Source organism: Streptomyces sp. NBC_01428, assembly GCF_036231965.1.
Classification (GTDB): Bacteria; Actinomycetota; Actinomycetes; order Streptomycetales; family Streptomycetaceae; genus Streptomyces.
In genome coordinates this window covers 3,244,670-3,271,617 of the sequence record NZ_CP109499.1, presented here as the reverse complement: position 1 = coordinate 3,271,617, position 26,948 = coordinate 3,244,670, and the positions used below count along the sequence as shown (strand labels likewise).

The 26,948-nt window shown below is 65.2% G+C and carries 24 protein-coding genes, 1 tRNA gene and 1 pseudogene; 20 read left to right on the top strand and 6 right to left on the bottom strand.

What is annotated here, in order from left to right; translation table 11 throughout:
- Positions 1 to 610 precede the first annotated feature (610 nt).
- The 4 genes from OG406_RS14010 to OG406_RS13995 are packed head-to-tail and all read left to right on the top strand — an operon-like array spanning position 611 to position 6,394.
- Complete coding sequence (locus OG406_RS14010) at positions 611 to 1,765, top strand: DNA cytosine methyltransferase (RefSeq protein WP_329185996.1); 1,155 nt, start codon at positions 611 to 613, stop codon at positions 1,763 to 1,765.
- Positions 1,762 to 4,125 (top strand): ATP-binding protein, encoded by a 2,364-nt coding sequence (locus tag OG406_RS14005; protein WP_329185994.1) that lies wholly within the window; start codon positions 1,762 to 1,764, stop codon positions 4,123 to 4,125. Before OG406_RS14010 ends, OG406_RS14005 begins: the two co-directional genes overlap by 4 nt.
- Complete coding sequence (locus tag OG406_RS14000) at positions 4,122 to 5,774, top strand: helicase-related protein (protein ID WP_329185992.1); 1,653 nt, start codon at positions 4,122 to 4,124, stop codon at positions 5,772 to 5,774. Before OG406_RS14005 ends, OG406_RS14000 begins: the two co-directional genes overlap by 4 nt.
- Complete coding sequence (locus OG406_RS13995; RefSeq protein WP_329185990.1) at positions 5,774 to 6,394, top strand: hypothetical protein; 621 nt, start codon at positions 5,774 to 5,776, stop codon at positions 6,392 to 6,394. The genes OG406_RS14000 and OG406_RS13995 overlap by 1 nt, the downstream gene beginning before the upstream one ends.
- On the opposite strand, the gene OG406_RS13990 is transcribed toward OG406_RS13995, so the two are convergent.
- The 4 genes from OG406_RS13990 to OG406_RS13975 all read right to left on the bottom strand — a co-directional run bounded on the left by OG406_RS13990 (position 6,345) and on the right by OG406_RS13975 (position 11,069).
- Positions 6,345 to 6,758 (bottom strand): very short patch repair endonuclease, encoded by a 414-nt coding sequence (locus OG406_RS13990; RefSeq protein WP_329190793.1) that lies wholly within the window; start codon positions 6,756 to 6,758, stop codon positions 6,345 to 6,347. The two genes, OG406_RS13995 and OG406_RS13990, sit on opposite strands and share 50 nt — an antisense overlap.
- Positions 6,759 to 7,242: 484 nt before the next feature.
- Entirely contained in the window at positions 7,243 to 8,958 is a 1,716-nt protein-coding gene (locus tag OG406_RS13985; RefSeq protein ID WP_329185989.1) for an ATP-dependent nuclease, read from the bottom strand.
- 252 nt (positions 8,959 to 9,210) lie between these two features.
- Positions 9,211 to 9,831, bottom strand: coding sequence for a hypothetical protein (locus OG406_RS13980; RefSeq protein ID WP_329185988.1), 621 nt, complete (start codon positions 9,829 to 9,831; stop codon positions 9,211 to 9,213).
- Between the two features lie 149 nt (positions 9,832 to 9,980).
- Positions 9,981 to 11,069 (bottom strand): DUF1152 domain-containing protein, encoded by a 1,089-nt coding sequence (locus OG406_RS13975; protein WP_329185986.1) that lies wholly within the window; start codon positions 11,067 to 11,069, stop codon positions 9,981 to 9,983.
- Between the two features lie 79 nt (positions 11,070 to 11,148).
- Here OG406_RS13975 and OG406_RS13970 point away from each other — a divergent pair, with 79 nt between their 5' ends.
- From OG406_RS13970 to OG406_RS13910, 13 genes and pseudogenes are all read left to right on the top strand, one after another.
- Entirely contained in the window at positions 11,149 to 11,889 is a 741-nt protein-coding gene (locus OG406_RS13970) for a GntR family transcriptional regulator (RefSeq protein WP_329185985.1), read from the top strand.
- A gap of 290 nt (positions 11,890 to 12,179) precedes the next feature.
- On the top strand, positions 12,180 to 12,623 hold the full coding sequence (locus OG406_RS13965) for an ATP-binding protein (RefSeq protein ID WP_329185983.1): 444 nt from the start codon (positions 12,180 to 12,182) through the stop codon (positions 12,621 to 12,623).
- Between the two features lie 107 nt (positions 12,624 to 12,730).
- On the top strand, positions 12,731 to 13,459 hold the full coding sequence (locus tag OG406_RS13960; RefSeq protein ID WP_329185981.1) for a GntR family transcriptional regulator: 729 nt from the start codon (positions 12,731 to 12,733) through the stop codon (positions 13,457 to 13,459).
- A 155-nt stretch (positions 13,460 to 13,614) separates the two neighbouring features.
- Positions 13,615 to 13,965: an SCO3933 family regulatory protein gene (locus OG406_RS13955; protein WP_329185980.1), complete on the top strand. Its 351-nt coding sequence runs from the start codon at positions 13,615 to 13,617 to the stop codon at positions 13,963 to 13,965.
- Positions 13,966 to 13,969: 4 nt separating this feature from the next.
- A complete protein-coding gene (locus OG406_RS13950; RefSeq protein WP_329185978.1) occupies positions 13,970 to 15,343 on the top strand; it encodes an FtsK/SpoIIIE domain-containing protein in 1,374 nt (457 codons plus the stop codon).
- 55 nt (positions 15,344 to 15,398) lie between these two features.
- Positions 15,399 to 16,097, top strand: coding sequence for a DUF2637 domain-containing protein (locus OG406_RS13945; RefSeq protein WP_329185976.1), 699 nt, complete (start codon positions 15,399 to 15,401; stop codon positions 16,095 to 16,097).
- 20 nt (positions 16,098 to 16,117) lie between these two features.
- Entirely contained in the window at positions 16,118 to 16,318 is a 201-nt protein-coding gene (locus tag OG406_RS13940; RefSeq protein WP_329185974.1) for a hypothetical protein, read from the top strand.
- Entirely contained in the window at positions 16,318 to 16,509 is a 192-nt protein-coding gene (locus OG406_RS13935; protein ID WP_151472302.1) for a mobile element transfer protein, read from the top strand. Before OG406_RS13940 ends, OG406_RS13935 begins: the two co-directional genes overlap by 1 nt.
- Before the next feature lie 10 nt (positions 16,510 to 16,519).
- Positions 16,520 to 16,714 (top strand): hypothetical protein, encoded by a 195-nt coding sequence (locus tag OG406_RS13930; RefSeq protein ID WP_329185970.1) that lies wholly within the window; start codon positions 16,520 to 16,522, stop codon positions 16,712 to 16,714.
- Between the two features lie 13 nt (positions 16,715 to 16,727).
- Positions 16,728 to 17,024: a SpdD protein gene (locus tag OG406_RS13925; protein WP_329185968.1), complete on the top strand. Its 297-nt coding sequence runs from the start codon at positions 16,728 to 16,730 to the stop codon at positions 17,022 to 17,024.
- Positions 17,025 to 17,177: 153 nt separating this feature from the next.
- Positions 17,178 to 18,361 (top strand): annotated as a pseudogene (locus OG406_RS13920) (replication initiator); the annotation flags it as partial.
- Positions 18,362 to 18,480: 119 nt separating this feature from the next.
- A complete protein-coding gene (locus tag OG406_RS13915; protein WP_028805806.1) occupies positions 18,481 to 18,651 on the top strand; it encodes a helix-turn-helix transcriptional regulator in 171 nt (56 codons plus the stop codon).
- Positions 18,648 to 20,021 carry a tyrosine-type recombinase/integrase gene (locus OG406_RS13910; RefSeq protein ID WP_329185967.1) on the top strand — a complete coding sequence of 458 codons (1,374 nt, stop codon included), beginning with the start codon at positions 18,648 to 18,650 and terminating at the stop codon, positions 20,019 to 20,021. Before OG406_RS13915 ends, OG406_RS13910 begins: the two co-directional genes overlap by 4 nt.
- Before the next feature lie 85 nt (positions 20,022 to 20,106).
- Here OG406_RS13910 and OG406_RS13905 read toward each other — a convergent pair whose 3' ends face one another.
- On the bottom strand, positions 20,107 to 22,524 hold the full coding sequence (locus tag OG406_RS13905) for a serine/threonine-protein kinase (protein ID WP_329185965.1): 2,418 nt from the start codon (positions 22,522 to 22,524) through the stop codon (positions 20,107 to 20,109).
- 633 nt (positions 22,525 to 23,157) lie between these two features.
- Positions 23,158 to 23,229, bottom strand: a tRNA-Arg gene (locus tag OG406_RS13900).
- Between the two features lie 152 nt (positions 23,230 to 23,381).
- Here OG406_RS13900 and OG406_RS13895 point away from each other — a divergent pair.
- The 3 genes from OG406_RS13895 to lysA all read left to right on the top strand — a co-directional run bounded on the left by OG406_RS13895 (position 23,382) and on the right by lysA (position 26,888).
- Positions 23,382 to 23,900, top strand: a complete 519-nt coding sequence (locus tag OG406_RS13895; RefSeq protein WP_329185963.1) for a response regulator — start codon at positions 23,382 to 23,384, stop codon at positions 23,898 to 23,900.
- Positions 23,901 to 24,433: 533 nt separating this feature from the next.
- Positions 24,434 to 25,477 (top strand): ArgS-related anticodon-binding protein NrtL, encoded by a 1,044-nt coding sequence (gene nrtL, locus OG406_RS13890; protein WP_329185961.1) that lies wholly within the window; start codon positions 24,434 to 24,436, stop codon positions 25,475 to 25,477.
- A gap of 19 nt (positions 25,478 to 25,496) precedes the next feature.
- The gene (lysA, locus tag OG406_RS13885; RefSeq protein WP_164371808.1) at positions 25,497 to 26,888 is read left to right on the top strand and encodes a diaminopimelate decarboxylase; all 1,392 of its coding nucleotides are present in this window, start codon (positions 25,497 to 25,499) and stop codon (positions 26,886 to 26,888) included.
- Positions 26,889 to 26,948: the final 60 nt, after the last annotated feature.

Here is a 26,948-nt window from a genome sequence, read left to right as displayed (position 1 = left end):
CGCCCGTCGCATGAACGGTTGACATCTGAAGTGCTTTCCCGTACGCGGCGGGAAGGATGCTGTGGCGTCCAAGCACTGTCCGTAGACGCGTCCTGCGGAACGCGACGCTCTCGCTCCAGAGGTGACGGCGCCGAGCAGGCTTCTCGGCATCACCCGGGTTCCATGGCCGCCAGCGGTGCTCGGCGAAAGTGGGTGCAACTAGGCACCGTCGATGCCGGGCATCCGAGGTCGGGTTGTAGCCCTGTGCGGCACGCCGAACTACGCCGTCGGCGCCACTGGTGAAGTCGTTGACTTTTCGCACCAGGCGCGGCAGACGCCGGCCAGGTTGGTGAAAGGCCACGGGCGGCGCGAAGGCGACTGGGCGTGCCGGGTCTCCAGCCAACTCGCCGAGGTCGCCTCGGCGTTGGCTCCAGGCGATCACAGTCCGAAAGGTGATCAGGAGACTTGCAAGTCCTGGCGAGGTCGTTGGGCCGTGCGGCATCATGACATTCGGACTACAGCTATGGTCGGAAAGAAGTGCATGTCTGAGACTGCGTTCGTTCCTGCGAGCGTTACCGCTCGCCACCCCTCCCTCCTGTTGATGAGGAACACGCACGCTCGGCTCGCGAGCGTGGAGTTGTTCGCTGGCGCTGGAGGGCTCGCACTAGGTTGTCAGGAGGCCGGGTTCGACCCGCTGGCGACCCTGGAGTTGGACAAATGGGCCTGCGACACGGTGCGACAGAACCAGGCCCGGGGGAACGAGCTCGTCGCGAACTGGCACGTCGAAGAGGGCGACGTGCGGGACTTCAACTGGTCCCGGATCACCGACGAGGTGGATCTTGTCGCCGGCGGCCCGCCGTGCCAGCCGTTCTCCATTGGAGGCCGCGGCAAGGCGGACGACGACGAACGTGACATGTTCCCGGCCACGGCGGAGGCGATCGCCCAGCTGAGGCCCCGCGCGTTCATCATCGAGAACGTGAGGGGCCTGGCGCGTCCGAGGTTCGCCGACTATTTCCAGTACATCCAGGCAAGGCTTTCACTGCCCCTTCTCGCCGCGAAGCCCGACGAACTGTGGGGGGATCACTTGCTGCGGCTCCGGGCGGCAGGCAAGAGCGTCAGTAACCAAGAGTTGGCCTATCGGGTCACCCCCGCCTTCGCCAACGCGGCGGACTACGGAGTGCCGCAGCAGCGCCAACGTGTCTTCCTGGTCGGTTTCCGCAACGACCTGGACGTGACCTGGGACTTCCCGCATGTCACACACTCGAGACGCGCTCTCCTGCATGCGCAGTGGACGACTGGTGAGTACTGGCAAGAACATGAAGTGCCCAAGGCGAAGCGTCCGGAACGGCCTAACGTCCCCATACCTGAGGAGCTGCAGCCGGACGAGGTCCAAGCGCGCTGGCGCACCATACGCGACGCGCTGGCTGGTCTTCCCGAGCCAACGGTGACAGGTACTGCGGGGGTCCTCAACCATGTCCTTCAACTGGGCGCTCGTTCCTACCCTGGTCACACCGGTAGTCCCGTGGACTGGCCGGCGAAGACGCTGAAAGCAGGGCGTCACGGGGTTCCCGGCGGCGAGAACATGCTGCGTGAGGCGGATGGCTCCATCCGCTACTTCACGGTCAGGGAAAGTGCCCGCTTGCAAACCTTCCCAGACGACTACGAGCTGCACGGCCCTTGGGGCAAGGCGATGCGCCAGCTCGGCAACGCAGTCCCGGTTGAGTTGGCGCGGGTCGTGGCCGACAGTGTCCATGCCGCACTACGCGCGGAGGGAACCGAAGCATGACGGAGACGGAGACGCGACCCGGCACTCTCAACCTGACGCCCTCTCCCCGGATCTTGGAGATGATCGCGGAGGTCGACCTCCAACTTCACCAGTGTCTATGTGAGTTGATCGACAACTGTCTCGACGAGCTCGTCGAGGCCACCCGTGTCGATGAAACCCTGGAACCTCGAATAGACGTCACCCTGCCCACGGCCAGCAAGGTGAACCGCGGTGCCAAGGTCGTAGTGAGCGACAACGGCCGGGGGATGTCTCCGGCGGAGTTGCGGTACGCCCTGAGCGCCGGCACCTCGGGTAAGCAACGGTTCGGCAGCCTCGGCCTGTTCGGCATGGGCTTCAACATCGCCACGGCCCGCCTCGGCACGGTAACGGAGGTCCGGTCGGGACGGCGTGGCGACGACCAATGGATCACCGCCACCATCGATCTTAGAGAGATGCAGCGACGGTCGTCGTACGAGGTTCCCCTTCGTTACGAGCGGAAGGATCCGGACGAGCACGGCACTCTCGTCTCGGTGACGAACCTCCGCGAGGACGTAGTCGTCAAGTTGAAGTCGTCGAGTTCGATAAGGGAGGTCAGCAAGAACCTAGGGCGGATCTACACGTACATGCTGCGTGATCCCGACGGCCCTCATTCGGGTGCGCAGTTGATGGGCGGTTTGAACCAGCGCCTGTACGTCAACTCTCGCCAGGTGCCCCCACTGGTGCCGTGTATCTGGGACCCGACCCGGTCGGTCATGTACAAGGCTGCGGAGGCGCCTGCCGCGAAACAAATCCACGTGCCCCTCACCAACGCCTTCGCCTGTATGAACTGTGGGCGCTGGTACACCTCAAGGTACGACCGGTGCGTCGAATGTGAGAGCACTGAAATCCAGGAGCGAGAGCGCCGGATCGTGGGCTGGCTGGGCGTGCAGAGGTTCGCTGATAAGTCCGACTTCGGGCTGACGTTTCTGCGGAGCGGGCGCGCGATCACGACAAGGGATAGGTCTCTGTTCGACTGGGAGGGGCCAGACGGAGACATTGAGCTGGAGTATCCGATCGAACTCGGTATGGGTCGCATCGTAGGCGAGATCCATCTCGACCATGCGCCGGTCAACGTCCGCAAGACAAATTTCGACACGTCGTCGCCGGAATGGCGATACATGGTCGAGAAGGTTCGAGGCCACCTGCCCTTGCGTCCACAGCTGGCCAAGCGCCTGTTCAATCGCGAGAACGACTCTCCGATGAGTCGGTTCTTCAACGCCTACCGGGAGAACAAGCCGGGTCTCCGTTATCTCATGCCGGGCAACGGCAATACCGCCATCCATAATGAGGCGAAGAGATGGGCACAGAAGTTCCGCAGTGGTGATCCGGAGTATCAGACCGACGATAAATGGTACGAGGCCGCAGCCGATCATGATCGGGTCAAGAATGGGCCACCGCCGGAGCCAGCACCGCCCTCCGACGAGGATGACTGGCTCAAGGGAGAGGGGCTTGGACATCTAGGGACGGCTGCGGACGACGGCCACGGCCCCTCACCGTCCCAAGACCAGAAGCAGCCGGAGCCAGCCGCAGAGACACGGCCGGAGACAGAGGAGCAGCGCTTCGCGAGGTACAGGGAGCACGCGACGCTGCTTCCCGACACTGACCGCGAAGTTCGCCTTGGTACCGCTCAGGCGGTCCTTCGCGTCTACGTCACCTCCGGAGTCGAACTGCTCAAGGACGGTCAGCGGCAGCCGGCCGTGGTTCGGATCGTAGCTGGAGAGGTAGAGATCTACGTGGATTCCGGTACCACGCTGATCGCGCGGTACGGATGGTCCCCACTGAACGTCGCGCTCGTTTGCGCGGCATCGCAGTTGAAGAGCGTGTACTCCGTATCGGGTTCCATCGACGGGTTGGTGACCTCGATCCTCGAGCAGTTCCCGGACCGGCGGGTGGACTCCAGCGCGGTGCGCAGTCGCGCGGAGATGCTGCTGGAGGGCTTGCGAGATCGGCTCGCCGACCTCACCTCGAAGGACGCGGCCACGTTTTGGTCCGCCCTGTCCGGTCAGTCGAAACGGGCCGCCGAGTCGTACGCCATCGCGGTGGCACCGGACGTCGATTGGAAGGCAGCGGTGGAGAACGGCGAGTTCGCGCGTTACCTGGGAGTCGAGGGCGTCCTCGACCTCGTTACGAGCGGTCCCGAACTGGTCCTGGACGGCGGATTGTTCCGCACCACGTACGCTGCGCTCGGTGAGGAGACGCAGGCGGACCAAGTGGCCCGTGTTAGTGCCTTCCTCACAGACCTTAAGCGGATGGTGACGGGCCCGCCTCTGCAGAACACCTTGGAACTGTCCCGCCTGCTCCTTACCGCGGACCTACTGGACGCGGAGATCGTCCAGGCATGAACAGATCATTCCTGGAGCCGGCCTTCCTTGTCGAGGAAGGCCCGAAGGGCTTCACGCGCCAGCTGGAGCGGTTGCTCGGCCTGATCTCGTTCACGGATGTGGTCAACATCGATGGTCCCGGGGATAAGGGTGCTGATCTCCTCGGCCGACTCAACGGTGAGGATTGGATCTTCCAGTCGAAATGGAAGAAGTCGGGCAATGTGGATCGCGATGCCGTGGACGAAACCCACGCGGCGATGCGGCATTACGCGATCCACCGAGCGGTGGTGGTCACCAATCGACTGTTCACTCAGAAGGCTAAGGAGCGGGCGGACGCGCTAAGGGGCGTCGGAGTCAATGTGACCCTCTGGGACGGCCAACGGCTGGCGATGATCTACGATCGCGCTCCGGAGCGTGTCACGCCGTTCGACCTCCATCCGTATCAGGACCGCGCCGTGGAAGCGGCCTGGGCCGCCCTAGAGGACAGCGGCGAGGCGCTCATCTACCTCGCTACGGGCCTTGGCAAGACGGTCGTCGCCGGCAGGTTGCTGCGACGATTCCTCCTTGGTAATCCAGGGGCCAAGGTGCTGGTCACCGCGCACATGATCGACCTTGTGGAGCAACTCGAACGGGCGATGTGGCGGGACGTTCCCAAGGAGGTACCGACCCGTCTGCTGCACGGCGATTCGAAACCCGATTCCCTGCCAGGCGTCACCTTCGGCGTATCGAACACGGCACGTGACTACATCCAATCCGGCTACGCTCCCGAGCTGGTGATCGTGGATGAGGCGCACCACGTGGGGGAGACCGGGAACTATGCCACCATGATGGGTCTGCTGCCCAAGGCCAAACGGATGGGTGTGACGGCCACGCCCTGGCGAGGCGACCGGTACGACATTGAGCGGACCTTCGGCGAACCAGTCGAGCGGGTGTCCATCTCGGAGGGCATGAGGCTGGGTTACCTCGCTGACGTGAAGTACCGCGTGTTCGCCGACAACATCGACTGGGACTTCGTCCGCCATTCCTCCGAGCACGGCTACTCCATCAAGGACTTGAACAAGCGTCTCTTCATCCCCGAGCGGGACGAGTCAGTTCGGGGACACCTCGAGAAGGTCTGGGACCAGACCACGAACCCGCGGGCCATCGTCTTTTGCCAGACGATCGAGCACGCCGAGCGGATGCGCGACCTGCTTGCCCGACGGCCCGGCTGGGAGCGGTCCGAGACGCTGCACGCCAGGCTGAAGACACGGGAGCGGCGGGCACGACTGCTCAACTTCCGTACAGGAGAAGTGCCCATCCTCGTCGCCGTGGACATACTCAACGAGGGCGTCGACGTGCCCGACGTCAACATTCTCTGTTTCGCCCGGGTGACCCACAGTCGACGCATCTTCGTGCAGCAGCTTGGCCGCGGACTCCGCCTTCGCAAGGGAAAGACGCACGTGGAGGTACTGGACTTCGTCAGCGACATCCGGCGGCTGGCCGAGGTGTATGACATGCGAGAACAGGTGTCCGAGGGCGAGATCGAGCAGGTATCAGTCGGACGGAACCAGTTCGAGTTCGAGGACTTGAGGGTGAAGGGACTCCTGGACCAATGGATGGCCGACGTGGGTGACCTCGGGGGAGCCGACGACAGCGTTCGTTTGGAGTTCCCGCCAGTCGAGGGGGGCTGATGGCGAGCCTTCCGGAACCGATCCGCTTGGAGATCTTCGCTGAGCTAGCCCGGCATTTCGACGCCGTGCGGTGGGAGGAGATCTCTTCGCCCGCAGCCACGGAGATGTACGACCGGTTCGTCAAGGATCCCAAGATCGGCGGACGACTCGCTAGGTTCATGCCCACGGAGAAGATACGCCCCTGGATCAAGGACGGACCGGCGAAGCAGTACCGTCGGGCGCTCGAAGGTGTCGGGCCGATGGCCCAGATAACGACACGCGAGTACCCGGGACCGCAGTCGGTCGTTCGGTTGGCCATGGGTTCGGGATGGACGCTTCGCGCGCAGACACTCGACGTGAAGCCGATGCGTTGCCTCGCCGATGGCCCCAATAGTGAGTCGGCCTTCATCACCTGGGGCCCGATGAGCGCACTGCAGGGGATGGTCTGGCACGCCTGTCTACGCCGGGCGGAATCCGAGTCACAATTGATCACCATCGCCGTCACCAAGCCCAACACCGCACCGCTGCTAGACGACGATTGGCACCTCGCGCTCTCGCTAGCCACCATCTTGAGAGCACGATGCGAGCAGGTCACCTACACGGTCTCTCGGAAGGCGACTGCCAGCTCACGGACCGTTTGATCACTTCGTCCTCGACCTTGTCGGCTACCTCGACAGGGTCAGCGTGCTCCCAATAACGAAGTACGGTCCATCCAGCCAACGTGAAGGCCTTGGTGGAGTCCTGATCACGGCGTTGATTCTCAGCGATCTTGGCCGCCCAAAACTCCCTCCGATCCCCCTTTGCCGGCCGAAAGTGTTCCGGACAGCCATGCCAGAAGCACCCGTCGATCAGGACAGCGACTCGTTGCCTTGTGAAGGCGATGTCGACCGTCCGCCGCAGCGTGGGCACGGGCTTGAAGTTCACCCGGTACCGAAGACCGCGCCGATGCAATTCCCGACGCACTTTCATCTCGGGTGCGGTGTCGCGCCCTCGGATTCGGGACATTCGCGCACTGACGACCGGGTCGACCCCTGCAGACATCAGACCCCTCCATCCGAACTTCTCGAATCCGGCCAGTCCGGGATTTTGCAAGATCTCGCTGCGGCGGAACTTCCTTCGCGCGTCTACGTAAGCGGAGGAGGACCCTGGTCCCCTGAGTTGCATACCTTTGTCTGCGTCGTTGTGATGGCCTTGTGTCGAAACACGCCGTCAGTGACCCTACAGTCGAGACGGCCCAGCCTTTCCGCGCGCCTGACGGCTGGCACCCTCGATGCGCGCCGTCTGGAACCTCAGCCAAAGACAGTCAGCCACGACGGCGGGCGCGCCAACCGATCAGGCGCGCGTGTGCCTCGCGGCACCTCCTCCGTCCTTAGCCACGCTGTCAATGTCGTCGACCAGAACGAGCTGCGCCGGCCTGCCCGTGACAACGAACGGTGGGGCCTGGAACCCTCAGATCAATGCTGCTGCAATATCGATGCCGAGCGTGAATTCATGCCCTGTTGCCCTCGCGAGGAGCCTGAAGGTTTAGTTGGGATGACGGCGTATCTCTAGAAAATTCAACCCAATACCCGGCGAACTCCCTAGGGGCGTGGACGGTTAGGCGGTGACGTCCTTCAGATACACATTCTACGGTGACGATTCTCGAATCATTCTCAGATGAGGGCCCTACCGGACTGTTGAGCGCAATTTCCGGTTCTAGGCGCTGGCTCTCCATTACTGAGTGTGCAATCCTCTCGACGGCTGCCTCGAGAAGAATGAAGACGTCACCCATCAGGTCAAGCGAGTAGGCGCACCAGTTGGTGACCTCGTCGATATCTCCTTCCTTTTGAGCGGCCATTCTGGCTTGATCGACACCCTTGTTTTCAATCGACAGGACATCCTCCAAGGTCCCTTGAGGATGCAGCCATAGGCCTGCGCTTCGCCAAATTTCGAGCAGTTTAGCCTTTCTGACGGAGTTCCCTGAGTTTTCTGGAACAGCTGACGCCAACCATGCTCCCCGACTTTTTGGGTCGTTATTCACCTTTGCGGCATCCATGGCCGCGATCAGCTGCTTGAGTGCGTTCATGGTGGTAGGCGGATCAATGGCCAGCTCATTACGGTAGCCCTCGGTCACGTTGGCGATGGCATCCATTGCCCGCCGTACTTCAGGAGCAAAGCATGCATCGAGGTCAGCCACCGCTTTTACATCCAAGCCGACCTTCGTGCACACCTCAAACCAAAGCGCAACTGCCCCGCTCCCGCCGCACTCTACAAGGTCGGTTTGCGCCACAACTTCAGGGGGTTGGGTGCGTCCAAGGGATACCGTGAATGCTGCGACATCGTGTGGCCCTTCAACCAAAACCGGCCGAGGTGAAAAAACAAGCTGACTCACCAGTTGCGGATTACCCTGCAAAGAAGCGGTTACACGATCTTTCTGTGCGCCGAGTACATGCAGTGAGAGCTGCGTTGGGGTTTGTCCGGCACTGAAGTGCCAAATGGCGGCCAAATCGTCCGCGCTCTTCGGTTTAAGTAGAGTGGGTTCGTGTGTAACAATAATTGCTCGTCTGCCAGATCGTTCGCATTCCATACTGAGCTCAGTAACCCAAAGTCGAGCCATGGATGGGTGCAAGTGGAGTTCGGGTTCATCCACAATCAAGAGCTGCCAGTCCTGGCGGTATGCGGCAGCGAGCAAGATGACAAGTTCCCTGAGACCGTGCCCTTCTTCGCGAAGCAGTGAATACTCGACATTTCCAACCCGAACATACGGATCGAGGAATCCTGCACTTTCTCGAAGTTCGATTACCCTTCCAAGTGCTCGGCGGAGGAACGCTGCGACGCGTAGCCATACCTCAGGCTCCTCCTTTAGTGTATACAGTTCGTCATTTCCCATGCCCTTGTCTCGCATGGTGTTCGTCATATTCTGACGCTCGGTCTCTCCGATGGGGATTCCCTTCATTGCGCTGGGCGTCGACCCCCATTGGTATACCGAGTATGACATCAGTCCGGCAAGTCTGTCGGTGGATAGAATTCGTGCTTCCGCCCCCAATCTGCGGGCAATGGCGTGAGCCGTTTTCGATTTTCCGCTCCCGTTTCTACCAACAAAAAAGCTGACGGGAATCGACCAGTCGTTCAGAGTGATGAATTCAGGGTTCGGTTCCAGATTTGACGTAAAGACCTCGTTGGAGTGAATGGTCAATTCGGGAAGTGCGGGTGCAGTCTGCGTCATGACGGCATCGTTTCAGATGATCTTGAAGGTGTGATCAAAACGTGTGGATTACAGCCGCTACGGGCCCCGATGGAAGCTGGCTGCTGAGAGCGCGGCACGGGCGCCGGCCGGGCTGGAGCGGGGCGGAGACAGGAGCGCAGGCCCGGCCGGGGGTCGGGCCGCGCGCGGGGAGCGGAGCGAGCCGCCTTGAACCCGTAAAGAAGGTTGTTACTCAACAGCTGACAGAGCCATGATGATCATGGTCCGGTCGTGTCAGAAAGGTAGATCTTCGACGTCGCTCGCGACTGAAGGCCATGGGGTGCTGCCTGGTGATAGGTCCGTGTCGCAGAACAGGAAGGGGTTCCGCTGGCCTTCAAGCCCTGCGGAGCTTTCGCCCCATGCGTCGAGAGCATCGATGGCCCGTTCACGGCGTTGCCAGAGCTCGCTGGTTCCGAGCACCTGGCGGATCAGGGGCACCAGTGCTGCTCGATGGTGCAGCAACCGGACGTCGTCGAGGAGCGGGATGCATGCTGCGATAGCCCCTTCGCGCACGGCACGGTCGCTGTCGTCGACGTAGGGGAGAACAGCCGACAGCAGGAGCGGTCGTATCTCCCGCATGGCCACGGCGGGCGGGTGATCGTCGAGAGGGAACCCGAGTCGTTGGCCTACCTCATCAACCGCGTCGGTTACCGAGTCGGCGACTGATCCGAGCCAAGCCAGCAGATCGGCGCGTATGCATCCGGGGAAGGATCGGTGGGTCTTGTCGACCGAAAGCGTTGTTCGAGGATCGGGCAGGATCGCGGCCACGTACTGAGCTGTGGGTACCGTCGCCTCGTAGATCGTGCCCTGGTGGTGCAGGATGCCTAACAAGTTGTCCAGCGCTTTGGTTCTCACACCCTGGTCTGTATCCAGTAGCGCGGTCAGGATCTCGGGTGCATCTGTGGCCGTTCCGTAAGCATGGTGGAGCGCGGCCCAGTTGGTTCGAGTGAGCGTTGATCGGGGATCGGGTAGGGCGGCGGCAGCCATAAGTCTGTGATCATCTCTCACGTGATGCGCCACAGCGGGGCTTCGTACTGGTCTGGACGGCTGCTGAGCAGAAGGGCCCTGAGGTCCTGGCGCTGCTTGCCGTTGAGGCCGAGGGCTTCGGTGATCCTGCGGAACGTCGTGTGCGTGATGCCGCGGTCGCGGGCCTTGGCCTCGAACTGGTCGAGTTGGCTGAGCACGGTTTCCGGGTCGAGCTTCTGTTCCGGCTGGCTGCCGAGCCAACTAGCCTTGTTGCGCTCGTAGTCGATCTCCGAGTACCCGCAGATCTCGCGGCTGTACTGCTCTGCCTCGGAGAGGGTTTCCGTTGCGAGGATGGCGCGTGCGAGTGCGTTGCGGCTGAGGGTCTCGTCCAGGTCTGCTTCGTGGACGGTGGGGCCTTCGTCGGTGAGCGGGACCGGCAGGCCGGCGTCTCTGACCTCGCAGAGGCCGCGCACTCCGCGGGCTGTGGCTGCGAGCATCGCCGTCGCCTCGGACGGGTGCCACTCCAGGACCGAGCTGATCGGTTCGACGTGCTCAGCCGTGAGCGTCAGCGTTGGCGGGCCCATTCGGTCGGCCAGGAGCTCGGCCGGGAGCTCTCCGTCCAAGCCGGGACCGGCGACCAGGAGCCTTACGGGCGCGTTGACTTGGCAGCACGCGGCGAGTGTGAGGGCGTCGCCCAGCGGGCTGCGCAGGGTGGGTTCGTCGCCCTTGGCGAGGATGTCGCCGCCCACGTCCAGGAGGTCGATGGACTCGGGGGCCAGGTGCTCGATGAACTCTTCGAGCTGGCGTGTGATGCTCTCGGCGCCGTGCATGGGGTCGATCAGGGCGAAGGTGTGGGGAAGTTCGGCTGCCAGGCGAGGGAGGGTCGAGCCGGCGGGGGCGACGGGCTTCGCGTCGGCCGGGACGGTCCAGACGCTTCGTGTGAAGGGACGTAGGCCCGTGAAGTTCTCCGGCCCTCGGGGGCCTGGCACCGGGTCGATCAGGAGGCGGTCCCATGCGTAGGTGAGGATCATCGCCGGGCTGTCGTCACCCCCGTAGAGGGCTGCGTCGAGCATTGCGGCGGCGACGGCGTCGCCCCCTCCTCCGGCTGCCACGATCAAGCGGGTCACCCTGGCAGCGTACGGGTTCCCACGCTGGCCACTCACCCTATAGTGGCTACTGGTCATAGCCACTTAGGGAGGGGCTCCGATGCCGCAGATCGAAGAGACCCAGCCCAAGTACCTCCAGATCGCGCACCATATCCGCGATCAGATTCTGCGAGGCGACTTGAGGCCTGGCGACGAGGTCCCGTCGGAACGTCAACTGGCCGCGGACTGGAGTGTTTCACGTCCTACGGCGGCCCGGTCGCTGGAGGCTCTGAGTCATCAGGGGCTGGTGGAGAAGCGGCAGGGGTCGGGGACTTACGTACGGGGCCTCGCGGTGAATCGGCGGGCTCGGGAGCTCTACGGTCGGGCCAAGCAGACCGGCAAGATCTACACGCCGGGCGAGTACGCGGTCATTACCTCCGCCGGCTGGCTGGAGGCTCCCGACTACGTGGCTGAGGCGCTGAGTCTGGCGGCTGGGACCCGGGCCGTTCACCGTCGTCGCGTCACCAAGAACGAGTCGGGCCCCATCACCATCTCCACCTCGTGGTTCGGTGCCGATGTTGGTAACCGGGCACCCAAGCTCTGCGATCCTGACCGGATTCAGGAGGGGACGCTCATGTACGTCGAGAGCGTCACGGGCCGCCAGGGCAGCTATGCCGAAGACCGGATGTGCGCCCGGCTGGCGACCGAGGACGAGGCTGCCGATCTCGAACTTGAGCCCGGTGCAGCTGTCCTGATCGTCCACCACGTGGTGTACGACATGCAGGATCGACCCCTTGAGTTCGCCGAGGCCACGTACCCGCCTGGGCGTTGGGCGTTCGAGCAGGGCTACCCGATCAGCTAGAAAGTCGGCCTTCTCTCTGTGAACCGCTTGTGGCTTCGAGTGGCTAATGCCACTATCCAGTAAGTGGCTAAGGCCACTTGACCGGAAGGGGGCACGGGCGTGAGTCAGGAGTGCGGGGAGTTACGGCAGGTCTCGCCGGAAGCGGTCTGCCATGGATGCCGGGGGCGAGGGTGGAAGCACGTTGGTTCCCGCTCCTCCCTGGCGCTCTCCGCTGCTGATGCTCGCGTGCGTGCTACGTCGAAGCGGCGCTGTCTCGACTGTGACGGCACCGGTAGGGAGTAGTGGCGCTCATGGCGGATGCGCGTGAAGAGTCCGAAGCCGCGGTTGCCGGACCGAAGCCGATCGGGGGTATGACCCTCTATCCCGTGCCCGAGTCCGTGGCTCGGGCCAGGCGGTGGTTCCGGAAGTTCACCGCCCCGTACAACCTGGCCTGTCCGATCGACGACTGCGTGCTGATGCTCTCCGAGCTGGTGACGAACGCGATCCTGTACGGGGAATCCGAAGAACCGTGGCGGGTTCGGGTCGAGTGGTCGCGTCTGAGGGAGTCTCTGCGGGTTGACGTCCACAACCCGGGCTTCCCGGCGGATGTCCGGCTCCGCAGTCCCAGTGCCAATGACGCGCACGGCCGTGGGCTCTGCCTGGTGAACGTGCTGGCGGACTCCTGGGCGGCCGGCCCCAGTCGCTTCGGTGGGACCGTCGTGTGGTTTCAGATCGACGATGCCTGGAAGCCGTGAAGTCGGCCCTGGCCTATGGCGCCCGTGTGTCAGTGGGTGTTCAGTACCCACTCACGTGAGTAGGCTGGTTGACAGGTTGACTTGGCGGATTCTCACTAGGCGGGGCTATGGCGTACGAGGTGGCTGCACCCAAGTATGTGCGGCTGGCGCAGACGCTCCAGGGACGCATCGAGGACGGTACGTATCCGCCGGGGAGTCGGGTCCCGAGTGAAAATCAGCTGGTCCAGGCCTTCGGGATGTCCCGGCCCACCGTCGTTCGCGCGCTGGAGCTGCTGAAGCGGGATGGCTGGCTTGAGTCCCGGCAGGGGTTCGGCACTATCGTTCGCGGGCGGCCGGAAGTCGTAGAGCAGAAGGATCAGCGGGGACGTGACGCGCTGGAGCGCGACGAATCCTCGGTCCAGGGTCGGTTCGTCCAGGTCGATCAGGTCCCCGTACCGCCGAGGGTCGCGTCCCTCCTCGGCGTGCCCAAGCAGACAAGGGTCCTGGTTCGGCGGCTTCTAGTGGAACGGGACGGCGAGCCGGTTGAGCTCTCCTCGTCCTACTTCTCGGCCGGCCTGGTCGAAGGGACCGAGCTTTCCGTCCCGTCTCCACTGCGTGAAGGGCAGCGTGCTCACCTGGAAGCGCGCAAGAAGGTGCGCTTCGACCACGTAACCGAGCGCGTCTCGGCCCGGCTGCCCAGCAGGGAAGAGGCTGACCTCTTGGCGATGCCTCAAGGGGAGCCGGTGCTCAGCGTGTTGGTCGTCGCGTGCGACGTCGCTGGGCAGGCTTTGCAGGTCACGGACGTTCTGCTTCCTGCTGATCGGCAGGAACTTGAAGACACGTACCGGCTCGGCTGAGCCCAACTAGCCTAAAAGGCAGGGCATTTGATGCTCGATGACTTCGGCGGTAGGCCACTGAAGCCACTTGACAAGTCAACCTGGCTTCCTTAACTTCGAACTTGCTAAGTCAACCTGTCAGGTCGTCTGGCGGGTGTCTACGAAGGAGAAGTTCTGTGCGTGCAATCCGAGTCGAGACCTCGTCCGCGACGATCCTGCTGACGGAGGCGCCTGAGCCGAAGGTCAAGGACCGGCAGACGGGCGAGATCGCCAAGGACGCTGTGAGCGGGGAAGCGCTGATGAAGGTCGGCGTCGTCTACATCGACGAGGGGGAGTCGTCGCTCATCGCGGTGACCGTCCCGGAGAGCGGGATCACGGACGGCCTGGCCGTCGGAGCTCCGGTCTCCCTGCCCGGCCTCGTCGCCCGTCCCTGGGAGAGCGTCTTCAGCGGCCAGGCCCGCCACGGCATCGCCTACCGGGCGGCCGCGGTGGTCCCGGGAACCTTCCCCGTCGGACAGGAGAACTGATCTCGTGTCCGAGCTCATGACGCTGGCCGAGCTGGGTGGACCCCTCGCCTTATTGGGCGGAGCGGTCTACGCCCGGAAGGCACACCCCTCGGTCTACTGGGCCACGGTCGGGCTGCCCTCGTCGGTGGCCCGACTGGTCGGCTCGTACGGCTCGACCATGGACGCGTGCGGGCTGACGGTTCAGCCGTCCCGGCTGCGGGCGCTGGCCGTGCGAGCCACCATGCGCCGTGAGGTTCGACCGGTGCCGCCGCGCCGGGGGCTGATCCGTCCCACTTCCACGGGGCTGCGGGTCCGGCTTCGGCTCGCTCCCGGCCAGGAGCCGGCGGACGTGGCTGCCTCGTCCGAGCGGCTGCGGCACGCCTGGGGCGTTCACGCCGTCCATGTCCGCGAGATCAAGCCCGGCGTGGTCGAGCTGCGGTTGGTCGGGTTCGACGTGCTGCGCGACGTGAAGATGCCGCGCCGTGCGGGAGGTGATCTTCTCGCCGTGCCGGTGGCTCTGCGGGAGGACGCGACCGTGTTCGTCCGCGACTACCGGTCCGTTCCTCACGAACTCGTCCTCGGCGCGACTTTGTCGGGGAAGTCGATGTTCCTCCGCAACCTGCTGACGGGACTCGCCGTTCAGCCGGTCGCGCTGGTCGGCATCGACTGCAAGCGGGGAGTGGAGCTCGCGCCGTTCGCTCCGCGGCTGTCGGCGTTGGCCACCGACTCCGACGAGGCCGCCGAGCTGCTGCCCGTCCTCGTCAAGGAAATGGAGGACCGTTACGACCTGATCAAGGCCCGGCAGGGCATCGCGCCCGGCACGCCGGACGAAGAGCTCACCTCCGACGTGTGGGGGCTGCCGGACGACGAACGGCCGTCGGCCATCGTGCTGTTCGTCGACGAGGTGGCCGAACTCTTCCTCGTGGCGAGCCGCAAGGACGAGGAACGGCGCGACGAGATGGTGACCCAGCTGATCCGACTCGCCCAGCTCGGGCGGGCCGCGGGCATCTACCTGGAGATCTGCGGACAGCGTTTCGGCGCCGAGCTGGGCAAGGGAGCGACCATGCTGCGCGCCCAACTCAGCGGACGCGTCTGCCACCGCGTCAACGACGAAGCCTCGGCGAAGATGGCCCTCGGTGACATCGCCCCCGAAGCGGTCGGCGTCGCCTCTACCATTCCGGCGGAACGGCCCGGCCTGTCCGTGGCCGGTGACACCTCCGGCGGATGGGCGCGCATGCGCACCCCCTACCTGTCGCTGACCGACGCCGCAGCCATCTGCCGCGAGGCGGCCGACCTCGTACCCGACGTACCGGCCCTGTCTCCGTTCCGTCCGCGCTCTCTCACCTCGTCCGCCCCCTCTCCGATCGCGGTGACCGAACCGCGTCCGGCGACCGGCTGACTCGCCTGCCCCAACGGCCGGCGCGACCGGCTCGCGCCAAGTCCCTACCCCCGCCATGCCCGAAACCGAACGAGAGGACGTGATCAGGGTGGCCGAGCACTCCTCGTCGCGCACCCTTACGGCCCGCGTGGACGCCGTACTGATCCAAGCGCTCATCGCCGCGGCCCTATCCTTCGCCCACCTCCATGACCTGGCGGTCGCCGCCGGGCAGGACGGCTGGAAGGCGTGGGCCTACCCGGTGAGCGTGGACCTGCTGTTGGTGGCCGCCTGGAAGCGACTGCGAACCGGCGACGCCAAAGCCTCCGGATGGGCCTGGTTCCTCGTCGCGCTCGCCGCCAGCCTCGGCGCCAACATCGCCACGGCCGGGCTCCTCGACCTCGACCACGTTCCCTCATGGCTCCGGATCACCGTGGCCGGGTGGCCGGCGGTCGCCTTCCTCGGCGGCACGCTGCTCGCGCACAGCCCCACCGGTCCGACTCCGGGCACGCCGGAACCGCACGACGCCTCGACGGCCGATGCGGCGCAACGGGGGCAGACCCCAGCCGCCGTATCCCGGCCTGCCCCCGCTGTTCCGCGGCCCGCGCTCTCCGCTCCGCCGACAGACCGGCTTCCGGCCGCGCTCGTCGACCACGCACGAAAGGTCGCCGCCGAGCACCGCACCCGAACCGGGGTGCCCATCGACACGGACACCCTGCGAGCCCGCCTCGGCGTCCCGGGCCCGCTCGCCGAAGCCATCGCCGCCCAACTCACCTGACCTCAGGAGAAGTTCCGCCCATGCGCCCGTCCACGCTCCGCGCGCTCAACCGCGCCGCCGAGCTGATCCGTCAGAACCGCCTCACCGAAGCAATGCTCACCGCCGAACCCGTGATCCTCGTCGCCGACGACATCGAGGGCGAGGAGATCCGGCGGTGGCTGCTCGACCACGTCGCCGACTTCACCGGCGAGAACCACGAGATCCCGAAGGAGCTGCCCTGATGCCCGCCAACCCCCGCTTCCGCCGAGTGATCCGCATCGGTCCCGTCCAGGTCGCCACGTACTACGACGGCCGGGGCCGCGAGAAGCACACCGCTGCCTGCACGGCACCGCGCTGTGGCTTCTCGACCGACTACGACAGCCGCGCCGCCGCCGAACTGGCGGCCCGCACCCACCGCTGCTCGGGCCGCTGAGGAGACCGCCGTGACCCTCAGCCTGCCTCTCGTCCTCGTCCTCGGCGCCATCACCTGGGCCGCGATCAAGTTCCTCGGCGTCCGGATGTGGGTGGCCGTCGTGATCGCCCTGTTCGGCTTCCTGCTCTCTCAGACCTTCCTCGCCCCGGCCATCGAAACCGGCACCCGCTCCGGGGTCGACGTCGTCGACGGCACTCGTCACTGAAAGGAGAACCACCATGCTGCTGCGCCCGAAAATGCCCGACGCGGCTCCGCTGCCGATCGCGCAGACGCTGGCTCGACCGGCCGAGCACCACCACGCCCCGGCGGCCTGCTCCTGCGCCCACGCCCCGATTGCGTCCGTCGGCCGCCCGGTCTCGCCCCTCGTCGGCAGTGGGGCGAGCGCCGTTGCCGCAGTCCTCGTCGTCGGCGTCGTGCTGACCGCGCTCCTGGCCACGGTCGCCATCACGGCCGTCGCCGTCTCCATCGCGGCCCTGGTGCTGCGCTCCCTGCTCAACAACGCGCCCAAGCGCTGACCAGCCTGCCGGGGCGGCCTCGATACCGCCAAGCATCCCGTCGCCCCGGCAGGCGCGGACCTCCCGACCGAAACCGAAAGGACAGTTCCCATTACTACCGGACGCGTCCCGCCCCCAGTCGAAGAACTGGGCGCGCTCGTCTCCCTGGGCGGCATGCCCGCCCTCGTCAAACAACTCCGCAGCATCGGCGGTTGTACACAACCTGTGCGCTTGGACGGCCACCGCGTCGAGCACGCGGCCGACACCCGAACCGGCGAGATCGGCCGCGTTCTCCACCGCCTCGACTCGGCCTCACTCCCGGCCGGCAACCTTCTCGTACGCTGCAACAACCGCCGGGCGACCCGTTGCCCGGCCTGCGCGGAGACCTACCGCCGGGACACCTTCCACCTGATCACCGCCGGACTGCGGGGCGGCAAGGGCACTCCTGCCGGAGTCACCCGAAGGTGTTCGCCACCTTCACCGCTCCCGGCTTCGGCCCCGTCCACAACCGGCCCATGGACCGCCGCGGCACCGTCCGAGCCTGTCGCTGCGGTCTCCTGCACGACGCCGACGACGAATCGCTCGGCACACCCCTGGACCCGACGACGTACGACTACGAGGGCGCCGTCCTGTGGAACGCGCACGCCGGAATGCTCTGGCGGCGCTTCTCCATCTACCTCCGCCGGGAGATAGCCAAGCGGGCCGGCCTCACCCAGCGGGACTTCGCGGACTTCGCCCGGGTCTCCTTCGCCAAGGTCGCCGAATACCAGAAGCGTGGCGCGGTCCACTTCCACGCCGTCATCCGCATAGACGGTCCTGAGGGTGGCGACACCCCGCCTCCGGACTGGGCTACCGCTGAACTGCTCACGGACGCGATCGGCGCCGCTGCCGCTCACTCCCGAGTCGATGGCCCCGTCGTAGACGGACGCCCGCACGCGTTCGCCTTCGGCAAGCAGATCGATGTGCGCGCGATCCGTTCCGCCGACTTCGACGGCGGCCAGGAGCTGACCGAGCGGGCCGTCGCCTCGTACATTGCGAAGTACGCCACCAAGGGTGCCGAGACCGCGACGGGAGCGCTCGACCGCCCGCTGAAGCTCGTCGCCGAACTCGCCCAACTCGATATCAGCGACCACGCCCGCCGTCTGATCCGAACGGCCTGGACGCTCGGCGCCCGCAAGGAGTTAGAGGATCTCCGGCTCCGGGCCTGGGCCCACATGCTCGGCTTCCGCGGCCATTTCTCCACCAAGTCCCGCCGCTACTCCACCACCCTCGGCGCCCTCCGCACCGCCCGCGCCGAATGGCGCCGCGCCCAAGCCGCAGTGATCACCGAGGACGAGCCGGACACGACTCTCGTTCTTTCGCACTGGGTCTTTGCCGGAATCGGCCTGTCCTCCGCCGAAGCCTGGCTCTCCGCATCGCTCGAACCCGCCCTTGGTACGGAAGGAGAACCGACGTGAGCCCGCAGCACGATGAGCTGATGACCGTGCGCCAGGTCCTGAACGAGCTGGGCGGGGTCTCTCGCCGGACGTTCTACCGCTGGCGTGAGCTGGGGCACGGGCCGGCTGCGTTCAAGCTGCCCAACGGGGAGCTCCGGGTATGGCGGAGTGACTTCTCCACGTGGCTGCGAGAGCTGGAGGCCGCGGCGTGAAGTCTCTCGACGTGAAGGTCTGGGCCGTACGGAAGCGCGATACGAAAATGCCCTCGTACGGCGTGCGGTGGTCTGTGGCGCGCAACGTCTTCTCCGACTCGTTCCGCACGAAGGCACTCGCCGACCACTACCGCTCGAAGCTGATGCGGGCGATGCGCGACGGCGAGGAGTTCGACAGGGCATCCGGGCTTCCGGACTCGATGGAACCGAAGAAGTCGGCCGTGTCCTGGTACGACTTCGCCCTCCGGTACCTCGCCATGAAATGGCCCCACGCTGCCCCCAACACACGCAACGGCATCAACGAATCGCTCACCAGTGTGACCGTGGAGCTCCTCGACGAGCGGGCTGGACGGCCGTCCGATCAGGCCATTCGCCAGGCGCTCCGCAACTGGGCCTTCGTCCTGCCGGGGCCTGATGACCGAGATGTCCCGGCCGACGTGCGGAACGTCCTTCACTGGGTGTCGAAGGCATCGCGACCGCTGGCCGATCTCGCCGAACCGGCCACGGCCCGTGCGGTGCTGGACTCGCTGAAACTCAAGCTCGACGGCACGGCCGCGGCAGCCGAAACCGTGCGGCGCAAGCGGCGGACCCTCGTCAATGCCGCGAACTATGCCGTCGATCTGGGGGAGCTGAGTGAGAACCCGATCACGGCCGTTCGCTGGCAGAAGCCGAAGGTCTCCAACCAGGTCGACCCTCGCGTCGTCGCGAACCCCGAGCAGGCCCGGAATCTTCTGACGGCCGTCTCCTACGTGGGCGGCTACCGGCGGGCCCGTGGTCGGCGCCTGGTCGGTCTCTTCGCTGCGATGTACTTCGGCGGTCTCCGGCCGGCGGAAGCGATTGGCCTTGTCGAGACAGACCTAAAGCTCCCCGAACAGGGCTGGGGATCGGCACTGCTCCATCGGACTCGTCCGTCGGTCGGCAAGCAGTGGACCGACTCGGGGGAGACCCACGACGACCGCGGCCTGAAGAACCGGCCGGTTGAGGACGTCCGACGGGTGCCCATCCCGCCCCACCTCGTCGCAGCATTCCGCGACCACCTGGCCACCTTCGGCACGGCGGACGACGGACGGCTCTTCTTCAGCGAGAAGGGCTCGGTCGTCCCGTCCTCGACGTACTACCGCGTGTGGCAGGAAGCCCGCCTCATCGCGCTCCCGCCGTCCGTCGCGGCCTCGCCGCTCGCGAGTCGGCCGTACGATCTGCGGCACTCGGCTTTGTCGACGTGGCTCAACGCGGGGGTCGACCCGACAGAGGTTGCCGAGCGCGCCGGCAACAGTGTCGAAGTCCTGCTGACTCGCTATGCGAAGTGCCTCGACGGGCGGCAGGACGTCGCCAACCGGCGCATCGAGGACCTGTTGCGCGAATACGAGTGAGGCACCCTGCACACCCCACTGAGGCCCCGGGCAACTTTTCCGGGGCCTCTCTCACGTGAGCCCTACCTGCTGCGACGCCGAAAGGTCACTGTAGTTGCCTGCTGACTTCCATCCATGCTTGGGCGGCGCTTGTAAATCGCTCCCCTCGAGCCGGGTTTGTCATTTTTAGTAGGATTCTTGAGAGGTTCTTCGACAGTTCTTCCTTGGCGGCCAGGCGTAGGTCGTCTGCTGCCCCTTCGAAATATTCAGAACCAAGAGCAGCCTGCAGCATCGTCACTCCGAGTTGATAGAGATCGACGTCAACGTCCCACGTGACTCCCAAGCCGTCTGGCGGATGATATCCAGGAGTGGCACTACGTGTCAGAATCTGTTCCGAGGCCCGCACAGAGATGTTGAAGTCAATCAGAACCGCCCCGCGTTCCGTAATGATGACATTCTCCGGCTTGACGTCCCGGTGAATGAAACCGTGCCTGGCTTCCTCAAGGCGGATGAGATCGCGGGCGCTGATTTCGTTGTGCCGTCGAAGCTGCTGTACCAGGACATCATCTGGGTGAAATTCCCTCATCGCTGACAGGATATCTCTCAACCACTCCATGCAATCGCTTTCGCTAGCCCTGGTGGACCTTGTGCAGAAGTACCTAAGAGGCTTTCCGTGTAGCAGCTCCATTGCCATGTAGACAGTGCCGTCTTCGCTCTTCCCATGGTCAATTACGCGCACGACATTAGGGTGGTCAATTTCTTGAAGAGGCTCGATTTCACGCTGCAGAGCACTGAGTAGGCCATTGTCGAACACCTTTAGGGCAACTTTTTCGCCGTTGGTGGACATACGAGCCTCGTAGACCTTCGCGAATCCTCCTGGAGAACCAATCGAAGAAATGACGTCATAGCCGTCAACTTTGGACCCGGGGGACAGGTGCTTAGTCGTCGATGCGGCTCTGCTCTCCTTTTGTTTCTGTAGGAATGTCTGCAGAATCTCAATCTCTAGAGCTGTGCAGCTTTCAGGTCTCACGCAAATCCCGTAACCCACCAAGTGGGCTGCGTCCTTAGGGAACGCTGTCACGCATTCTCTAAATTCTCCGATCTTTCCATGGGTCAGCAGTTCCAGAAGGTAGTACTCATCTTTGTACTGCTCCTCCAGGATTGCGACGATCTGACTGAGTAGGGAACTCTTCTCTACGAGAAATCTGTCGATGGCGGATGCAACATCAGCCTGCGTGACACTAAATTTTACGTCGCCATCAGGGCGGGTGGAGTGAATGATCGAGCCTAGCGACCTAACCAAAGCCGGATGTCCGCCAGTAGCATTTGCGAGCCTCTCCACCGCTGCAGTTTCCCAACTGAGTCCCATTTTGTGTCCGAGCGTAACTAGAAGGGAATCTACCTCATCTTTTGCCAATGGGCGCAGGTATTGCACCTTAAAGTAGTTGTATACCGGGTTCTCGCGTCCTCCGATATTGCTTACCTCGAATGCGCTAGGGTTGGTTCCGGTGACAAAATAGCTTAGGCGGTTGGGGAACTGTTGATCCAATCCACGTAGGAGACGCCAGATCCGCACGAAGGAAGAACCCCATTCGGATCCCGGGGCGGTTGGCGAGAGTAGCTCGATCTCGTCCAGCATCATGACGATTGAGCGGCTCGTTTTTTCGACGATCTCCCTAATGTCGTGATCGAATAGCTCGAAGACTGCACTCTGGTTCGGGATCGACGAAAATAGCCTATACTTTCCAAAAAGCTGCAGCGTGGAGATATTCCGAATGTGGCGGTGAGAATCGAAGATCGACTCTCCGAGGCTCCATAGCAGATTTTCAGCCGAAGGTTGGATGGCGTCGATTCGCTCGATGTCGACATGCCCGACGTAAGAATCGCCAGTTGTTTGCAGGGTTGAACGAAGCTTGTAGAGCATGGAAGTCTTGCCGATCTTACGCAGGCCGAATAGTCCTACGTGTCGGCCTCCGCGTCGCAAACTCGTTGCGATCTCGCTTACCATTCCGCGACGGCCAAAAAAGTCCTCGGCTCTTGTGACAGCCGACGGTAGGTCATATAGATCTCGCACGTAGAGCCTGCGCTGCATGGCTTCGATGAAGTTGGATGGCCCGTGCGGCGAGTAAGAGGAGAAGTCTCCTGCGTCGAATCCGAGGAAAATTGTGTCGAGAGTTTCTGCAGTCTCCGACACGTGGCGCATCGTTGCGGAGTCTAGAGTTACGATGATCGCGAAATCCTCGCAGAGTCGAGGTCGCTCTTCGCTGATGATTTGCTCTGCTTGCGTTACAGTTCTGGCCTGAAACTCAGAGGATTCAACCACCCATACTAGGACCTCTCGCGCAGTTCCAAAGAGGTCCCTCAAGCGTTGGGGGAGTTTCAGGAAAAGAGACCAGCGCTTCCCCTCGGCCTCTTCGTGCACCCATACGATTTTGAAGCCTGCGCCCCGAAGGACGTTAGCGATCTTGGTGCGCAGTTCGCTCCGGCTGAGGAATCTAGCGATCCTCTGCTCATCGACGGCCATAGTCCCCCCTGCTGTGGACTCCAGTGACACAAGCCAGACGTCTGCAGATTCTTGCGCATTGAAGAGTTCTTGACCATGGCCTCGTTCGCGAGTGGGGCCCGTGACTTGCAGCCTGGGCTTCAGTTGTCCAGACCGGCGGCGAGGGTCGCCAGGGGGTGGGGCCGAATACACCGGTAATTTGTTCGACGCACGGCAGGGGGGTGCGGCTGTCCATCCGCAGTGGGCGGTGCCTGTCCGTGTCCTCGGCAAGCGAGGCGCAGTCGGCGGGACGTGAGCGTTCAAGTCGGCACCGATTTCTCGGGGGTGCTGTGGGTCCCGTCCGCGCTACTCGGTGTTGGGTAAGCAGTGGCCCGCACAAACCGTGTGCTCCGGATCTGAGGGCAACAAGGTGTACCGCCCTCACCACGTGTGAGCACGAGCGGTCGGTTCGTCCGCTCGCGAGACCCTCGGCACCGGTCCAGGGGCCCTCTAATCCTTCGGCCTCACCTGCGGCGATGCCCCAAGATCCCGTCCACGCCTCGTCCACAGACCCTGACATGGAGCCGCTTCGGGCTGCATCCGCCTGCACATACGCGAAGACCCCGGCCTCAGCGTTTCCGCTGGTGACGGGGTCTTTGGGCACCTCATAAGGGGTGCCCCCGGCAGGATTCGAACCTGCGCACACGGCTCCGGAGGCCGTTGCTCTATCCCCTGAGCTACGGGGGCGTGTCGGGCACTTTGTGCGGCGACGGGTAGAACCCTACCAGCTCTTTCAGGGGTGATCGCCACCGGTTTTGGGGGGTCGGCCGGGTCGCGTCGACGCGGGCGGGGGAGAGGCGGCCGTTCGCGGAGCGTGGTCGGGCCCGCACGGGGTGGAAGTGGGGAAAACCCGGACGCGGCGGCTCGGCCGGACCTACTCTCGAGCTGTGCCAGGCGCGTCCGGCCGGGTGCTTGTTGTGGACGACAACAAGGTCATCCGGCAGCTGATCAGGGTCAACCTCGAACTGGAGGGTCTCGAGGTCGTGACCGCCGCTGACGGTGCCGAATGTCTGGACGTCGTCCACCAGGTTCGGCCCGATGTCGTCACCCTCGACGTCGTGATGCCCCGCCTCGACGGACTGCGCACCGCCGCCCGCCTCCGCGCCGACCCCCGCACGCGGAACCTTCCGCTCGCCATCGTCAGCGCCTGTACCCAGTACGAGGTCGAGAGCGGCCTCGACGTCGGAGTCGACGCCTTCCTCGCCAAGCCCTTCGAGCCCTCCGAACTCGTGCGGCTCGTCAAGCAGTTGGTGGAGCGCGGGCAGGCGATCGGCGGTGACGGTGACGGGCTCGGTGGCAGCGCCGACGCCGGCGAAGATGTCGAACGGGCCGAACGCGCCGGTCGTAGCGGGTACTGACGGCCCCGACACCGACAACCCCGGCCTCGGTCGGTATCCGTATTCACGCGGCTCAGGGCAGCGCGGTGCGGTCCCGGTGCGGTGCGGTGCGGTGAAAGAGGTTCAGGTCGGGGAGCAGGGCCAGCTCGATGGGCTCCTGCGCGTCGCACTCGATGAGCGTCGACGAGCTCACGCCCGCAATCTCAACTCGGGGCGCTCCCCCAGGAGCCCCTCCATGACCCCCACGAGGGCCACCTCCACATCGCACCCCCTCGATTACTCCCCTCGGCGGGTCCCCTCCTCATCGCACCCCCCTCCATGCCCCCCTCGACGGGTCCCCTCCTCGTCGCCCTCTCGCCCGCTTCCGTCCTTCCCCTTCTCGCTCCCCTTCTCCTCCTCAGCCGTAGCCGTCGCCGCGCCAGTGGAGAACCCAGCCCGCCCCACCCCCCCCAGGCCCCCACCCCCTCGCGCCCCGCTACAGCCCCCGTCCACATCCCGGACGATCCGCCAAACCGGGTCGCAAACCCACCCCCCTTCTCCCCTAGGCTTGTCCCGTGACCCCCGTCGAGCTCTCCCGTACCGTGCTGCGCGCGGTGCGTCGTGCTGTCGATGGGGGGGAGCTGAGCGTTTCCGTGCCGGGCAGTGTCGGGGTGGGTCCGCCCGGGCCCGGGGGATGCGGGGACTATGCGACCAACGTCGCCCTGCGGCTCGCGGGGCCTGCCGGGCTGCCGGCGCTCGATGTCGCCGAGATCCTGCGGCCGCACATCGGTGACGAACCCGGTGTCGCCGAGGTGACCGTCACCGGGCCCGGCTTCCTCAACATCACCCTCGGGGGTGGAGCCGCCGCCGCTCTGGTGGACGAGGTGCTGAACCGGGGCGAGCGGTACGGGTACGGCGACAGTCTCGCCGGGCAGGTCGTCGAGTTGCGCGTCCCCTATGACACGCGTGCCGAGGTCGTCGCCGACACGCTCGTACGGATCGTCGCCACCCAGGGTGGACGGGCCGAGGTGCGGCACGGCGAGCCGGTGAATCTGCGGCCCGTGCCCGCTCCGGAGGATCCCGCCCCGCTCGGTGCCGACGCCGCCCGCTGGGCGCTGCTGTACCCGGCGTCCCACGACCGGCCCCGGATCAGCGCCGATCACCTTCTCCAGCGCGAGAGCAACCCCCTCTTCCGGGTCCGCTACGCGCACGCCCGCTGCCGTGCCCTCCGACGGAACGCCGGCGCCCTCGGGTTCGGCGTCCGCATGAGTGGTGACGTACGGGCCGGGGGCGAGGTTCGCGGCGACGGCGACGGCGACGGCGACCCGTCCGGCCGTCTCGATGACACCGCCCGCGGAGGCGCCGACCTCCTCTCCGTTCTCGCCGAGTACCCCCACACCCTCCGGCTCGCCGCCGCGCACCGGGCGCCCGACCGGCTCGCCCGGCACCTTGTCGGGGTCGCCGACTCCCTTCTTCTGTTCCAGCACCTCGTGCTGCCGCTCGGGGACGAGAAACCCTCGGCCGCCCACCGCGCCCGGCTCGCGCTCGCCGAAGCCGCCGGGACGGTGCTGGCCGGTGGCCTGTCCCTGCTCGGCATCAGCGCACCCGAATATCTCTGAAGCAGAAAGCCCTACCGACATGAGCCGTTCCGCACACCCCGCCGGGCCCCGTCACGCCGACGTCTTCTCCGAGGGGCACTACAGCGCTCCGCCGGCCGACCTCAACGTCCTCGACCCGAAGGTGTGGTCGCACACCGTCCGTCGTACGGAGGACGGGGTCGTGACCGTCGGCGGGCTCGAAGTCACCGCGCTCGCCGAGGAGTTCGGCACGCCGGCGTACTTCGTCGACGAGGCGGACTTCCGGGAGCGGGCGCGGGCGTGGCGTACCGCGTTCGGTCACGACGCCGACGTGTTCTACGCGGGCAAGGCCTTCCTGTCGCGTGCCGTCGTGCGGTGGCTGCACGAGGAGGGGCTCAACCTGGACGTCTGCTCCGGGGGTGAGCTGGCGACCGCGCTGTCCGCCGGGATGCCCGCCGACCGCATCGCCTTCCACGGCAACAACAAGTCGACCGCGGAGATCCACGCGGCCGTCGAGGCCGGTGTCGGGCGGATCGTGCTCGACTCCTTCCAGGAGATCGTGCGGGTCGCGCACATCGCGCAGTCGCTGGGCAGGCGGCAGCGGGTGCAGATCCGGGTCACCGTCGGCGTCGAGGCGCACACGCACGAGTTCATCGCCACCGCGCACGAGGACCAGAAGTTCGGCATCGCGCTCGCCGACGGGCAGGCGGCCGAGGCCGTACGGCGGGCGCTGACGCTCGACGGTCTCGAGCTTGTCGGGATCCACTCGCACATCGGCTCGCAGATCTTCGACATGGCCGGCTTCGAGGTCGCCGCGCGGCGGGTCGTCGGACTGCTGGCCGCCGTCCGTGACGAACACGGCGTCGAGCTGCCCGAGATCGACCTCGGCGGCGGTCTCGGCATCGCGTACACCAGCGACGACGACCCCCGGGAGCCGCACGAGATCGCCAAGGCGCTGGGGGAGATCGTCACTCGGGAGTGTGAGGCGGCGCGGCTCAGCACTCCGCGTATTTCCGTCGAGCCGGGGCGGGCCATCGTCGGGCCCACCGCGTTCACGCTGTACGAGGTCGGCACGATCAAGCCGCTCGAAGGGCTGCGGACGTACGTCTCCGTCGACGGCGGCATGTCCGACAACATCCGGACCGCGCTCTACGACGCCGAGTACAGCGTGGCGCTCGTCTCGCGCACCTCGGACGCCGAGCCGATGCTCGCGCGGGTCGTCGGCAAGCACTGCGAGAGCGGCGACATCGTGGTGAAGGACGCGTTCCTGCCGGCCGACCTGGCGCCGGGCGACCTCATCGCGGTGCCGGCGACCGGCGCGTACTGCCGGTCGATGGCCAGCAACTACAACCACGCGCCGCGTCCGCCGGTCGTGGCCGTGAAGGACGGTGCGGCCCGGGTGATCGTGCGCCGCGAGACGGAGGACGACCTGCTGCGTCTCGACGTCGGCTGACCGGATGAACCGGGTGGAAGATCTCCTGTCACCACCTACCAGAAAAATGAAATAGACGTC

Coding starts and splice junctions, on each gene's coding strand:
- OG406_RS13940 (WP_329185974.1), top strand. CDS start 16,118: ATGCGCCCGTCCACGCTCCGCGCGCTCAACCGCGCCGCCGAGCTGATC.
- OG406_RS13995 (WP_329185990.1), top strand. CDS start 5,774: ATGGCGAGCCTTCCGGAACCGATCCGCTTGGAGATCTTCGCTGAGCTA.
- OG406_RS13925 (WP_329185968.1), top strand. CDS start 16,728: ATGCTGCTGCGCCCGAAAATGCCCGACGCGGCTCCGCTGCCGATCGCG.
- OG406_RS13990 (WP_329190793.1), bottom strand. CDS start 6,758: ATGTCCCGAATCCGAGGGCGCGACACCGCACCCGAGATGAAAGTGCGT.
- OG406_RS13965 (WP_329185983.1), top strand. CDS start 12,180: ATGGCGGATGCGCGTGAAGAGTCCGAAGCCGCGGTTGCCGGACCGAAG.
- OG406_RS13935 (WP_151472302.1), top strand. CDS start 16,318: ATGCCCGCCAACCCCCGCTTCCGCCGAGTGATCCGCATCGGTCCCGTC.
- OG406_RS13915 (WP_028805806.1), top strand. CDS start 18,481: ATGACCGTGCGCCAGGTCCTGAACGAGCTGGGCGGGGTCTCTCGCCGG.
- OG406_RS14000 (WP_329185992.1), top strand. CDS start 4,122: ATGAACAGATCATTCCTGGAGCCGGCCTTCCTTGTCGAGGAAGGCCCG.
- lysA (WP_164371808.1), top strand. CDS start 25,497: ATGAGCCGTTCCGCACACCCCGCCGGGCCCCGTCACGCCGACGTCTTC.
- OG406_RS14005 (WP_329185994.1), top strand. CDS start 1,762: ATGACGGAGACGGAGACGCGACCCGGCACTCTCAACCTGACGCCCTCT.
- OG406_RS13905 (WP_329185965.1), bottom strand. CDS start 22,524: ATGGCCGTCGATGAGCAGAGGATCGCTAGATTCCTCAGCCGGAGCGAA.
- OG406_RS13985 (WP_329185989.1), bottom strand. CDS start 8,958: ATGACGCAGACTGCACCCGCACTTCCCGAATTGACCATTCACTCCAAC.
- OG406_RS13945 (WP_329185976.1), top strand. CDS start 15,399: ATGCCCGAAACCGAACGAGAGGACGTGATCAGGGTGGCCGAGCACTCC.
- OG406_RS13960 (WP_329185981.1), top strand. CDS start 12,731: ATGGCGTACGAGGTGGCTGCACCCAAGTATGTGCGGCTGGCGCAGACG.
- OG406_RS13970 (WP_329185985.1), top strand. CDS start 11,149: ATGCCGCAGATCGAAGAGACCCAGCCCAAGTACCTCCAGATCGCGCAC.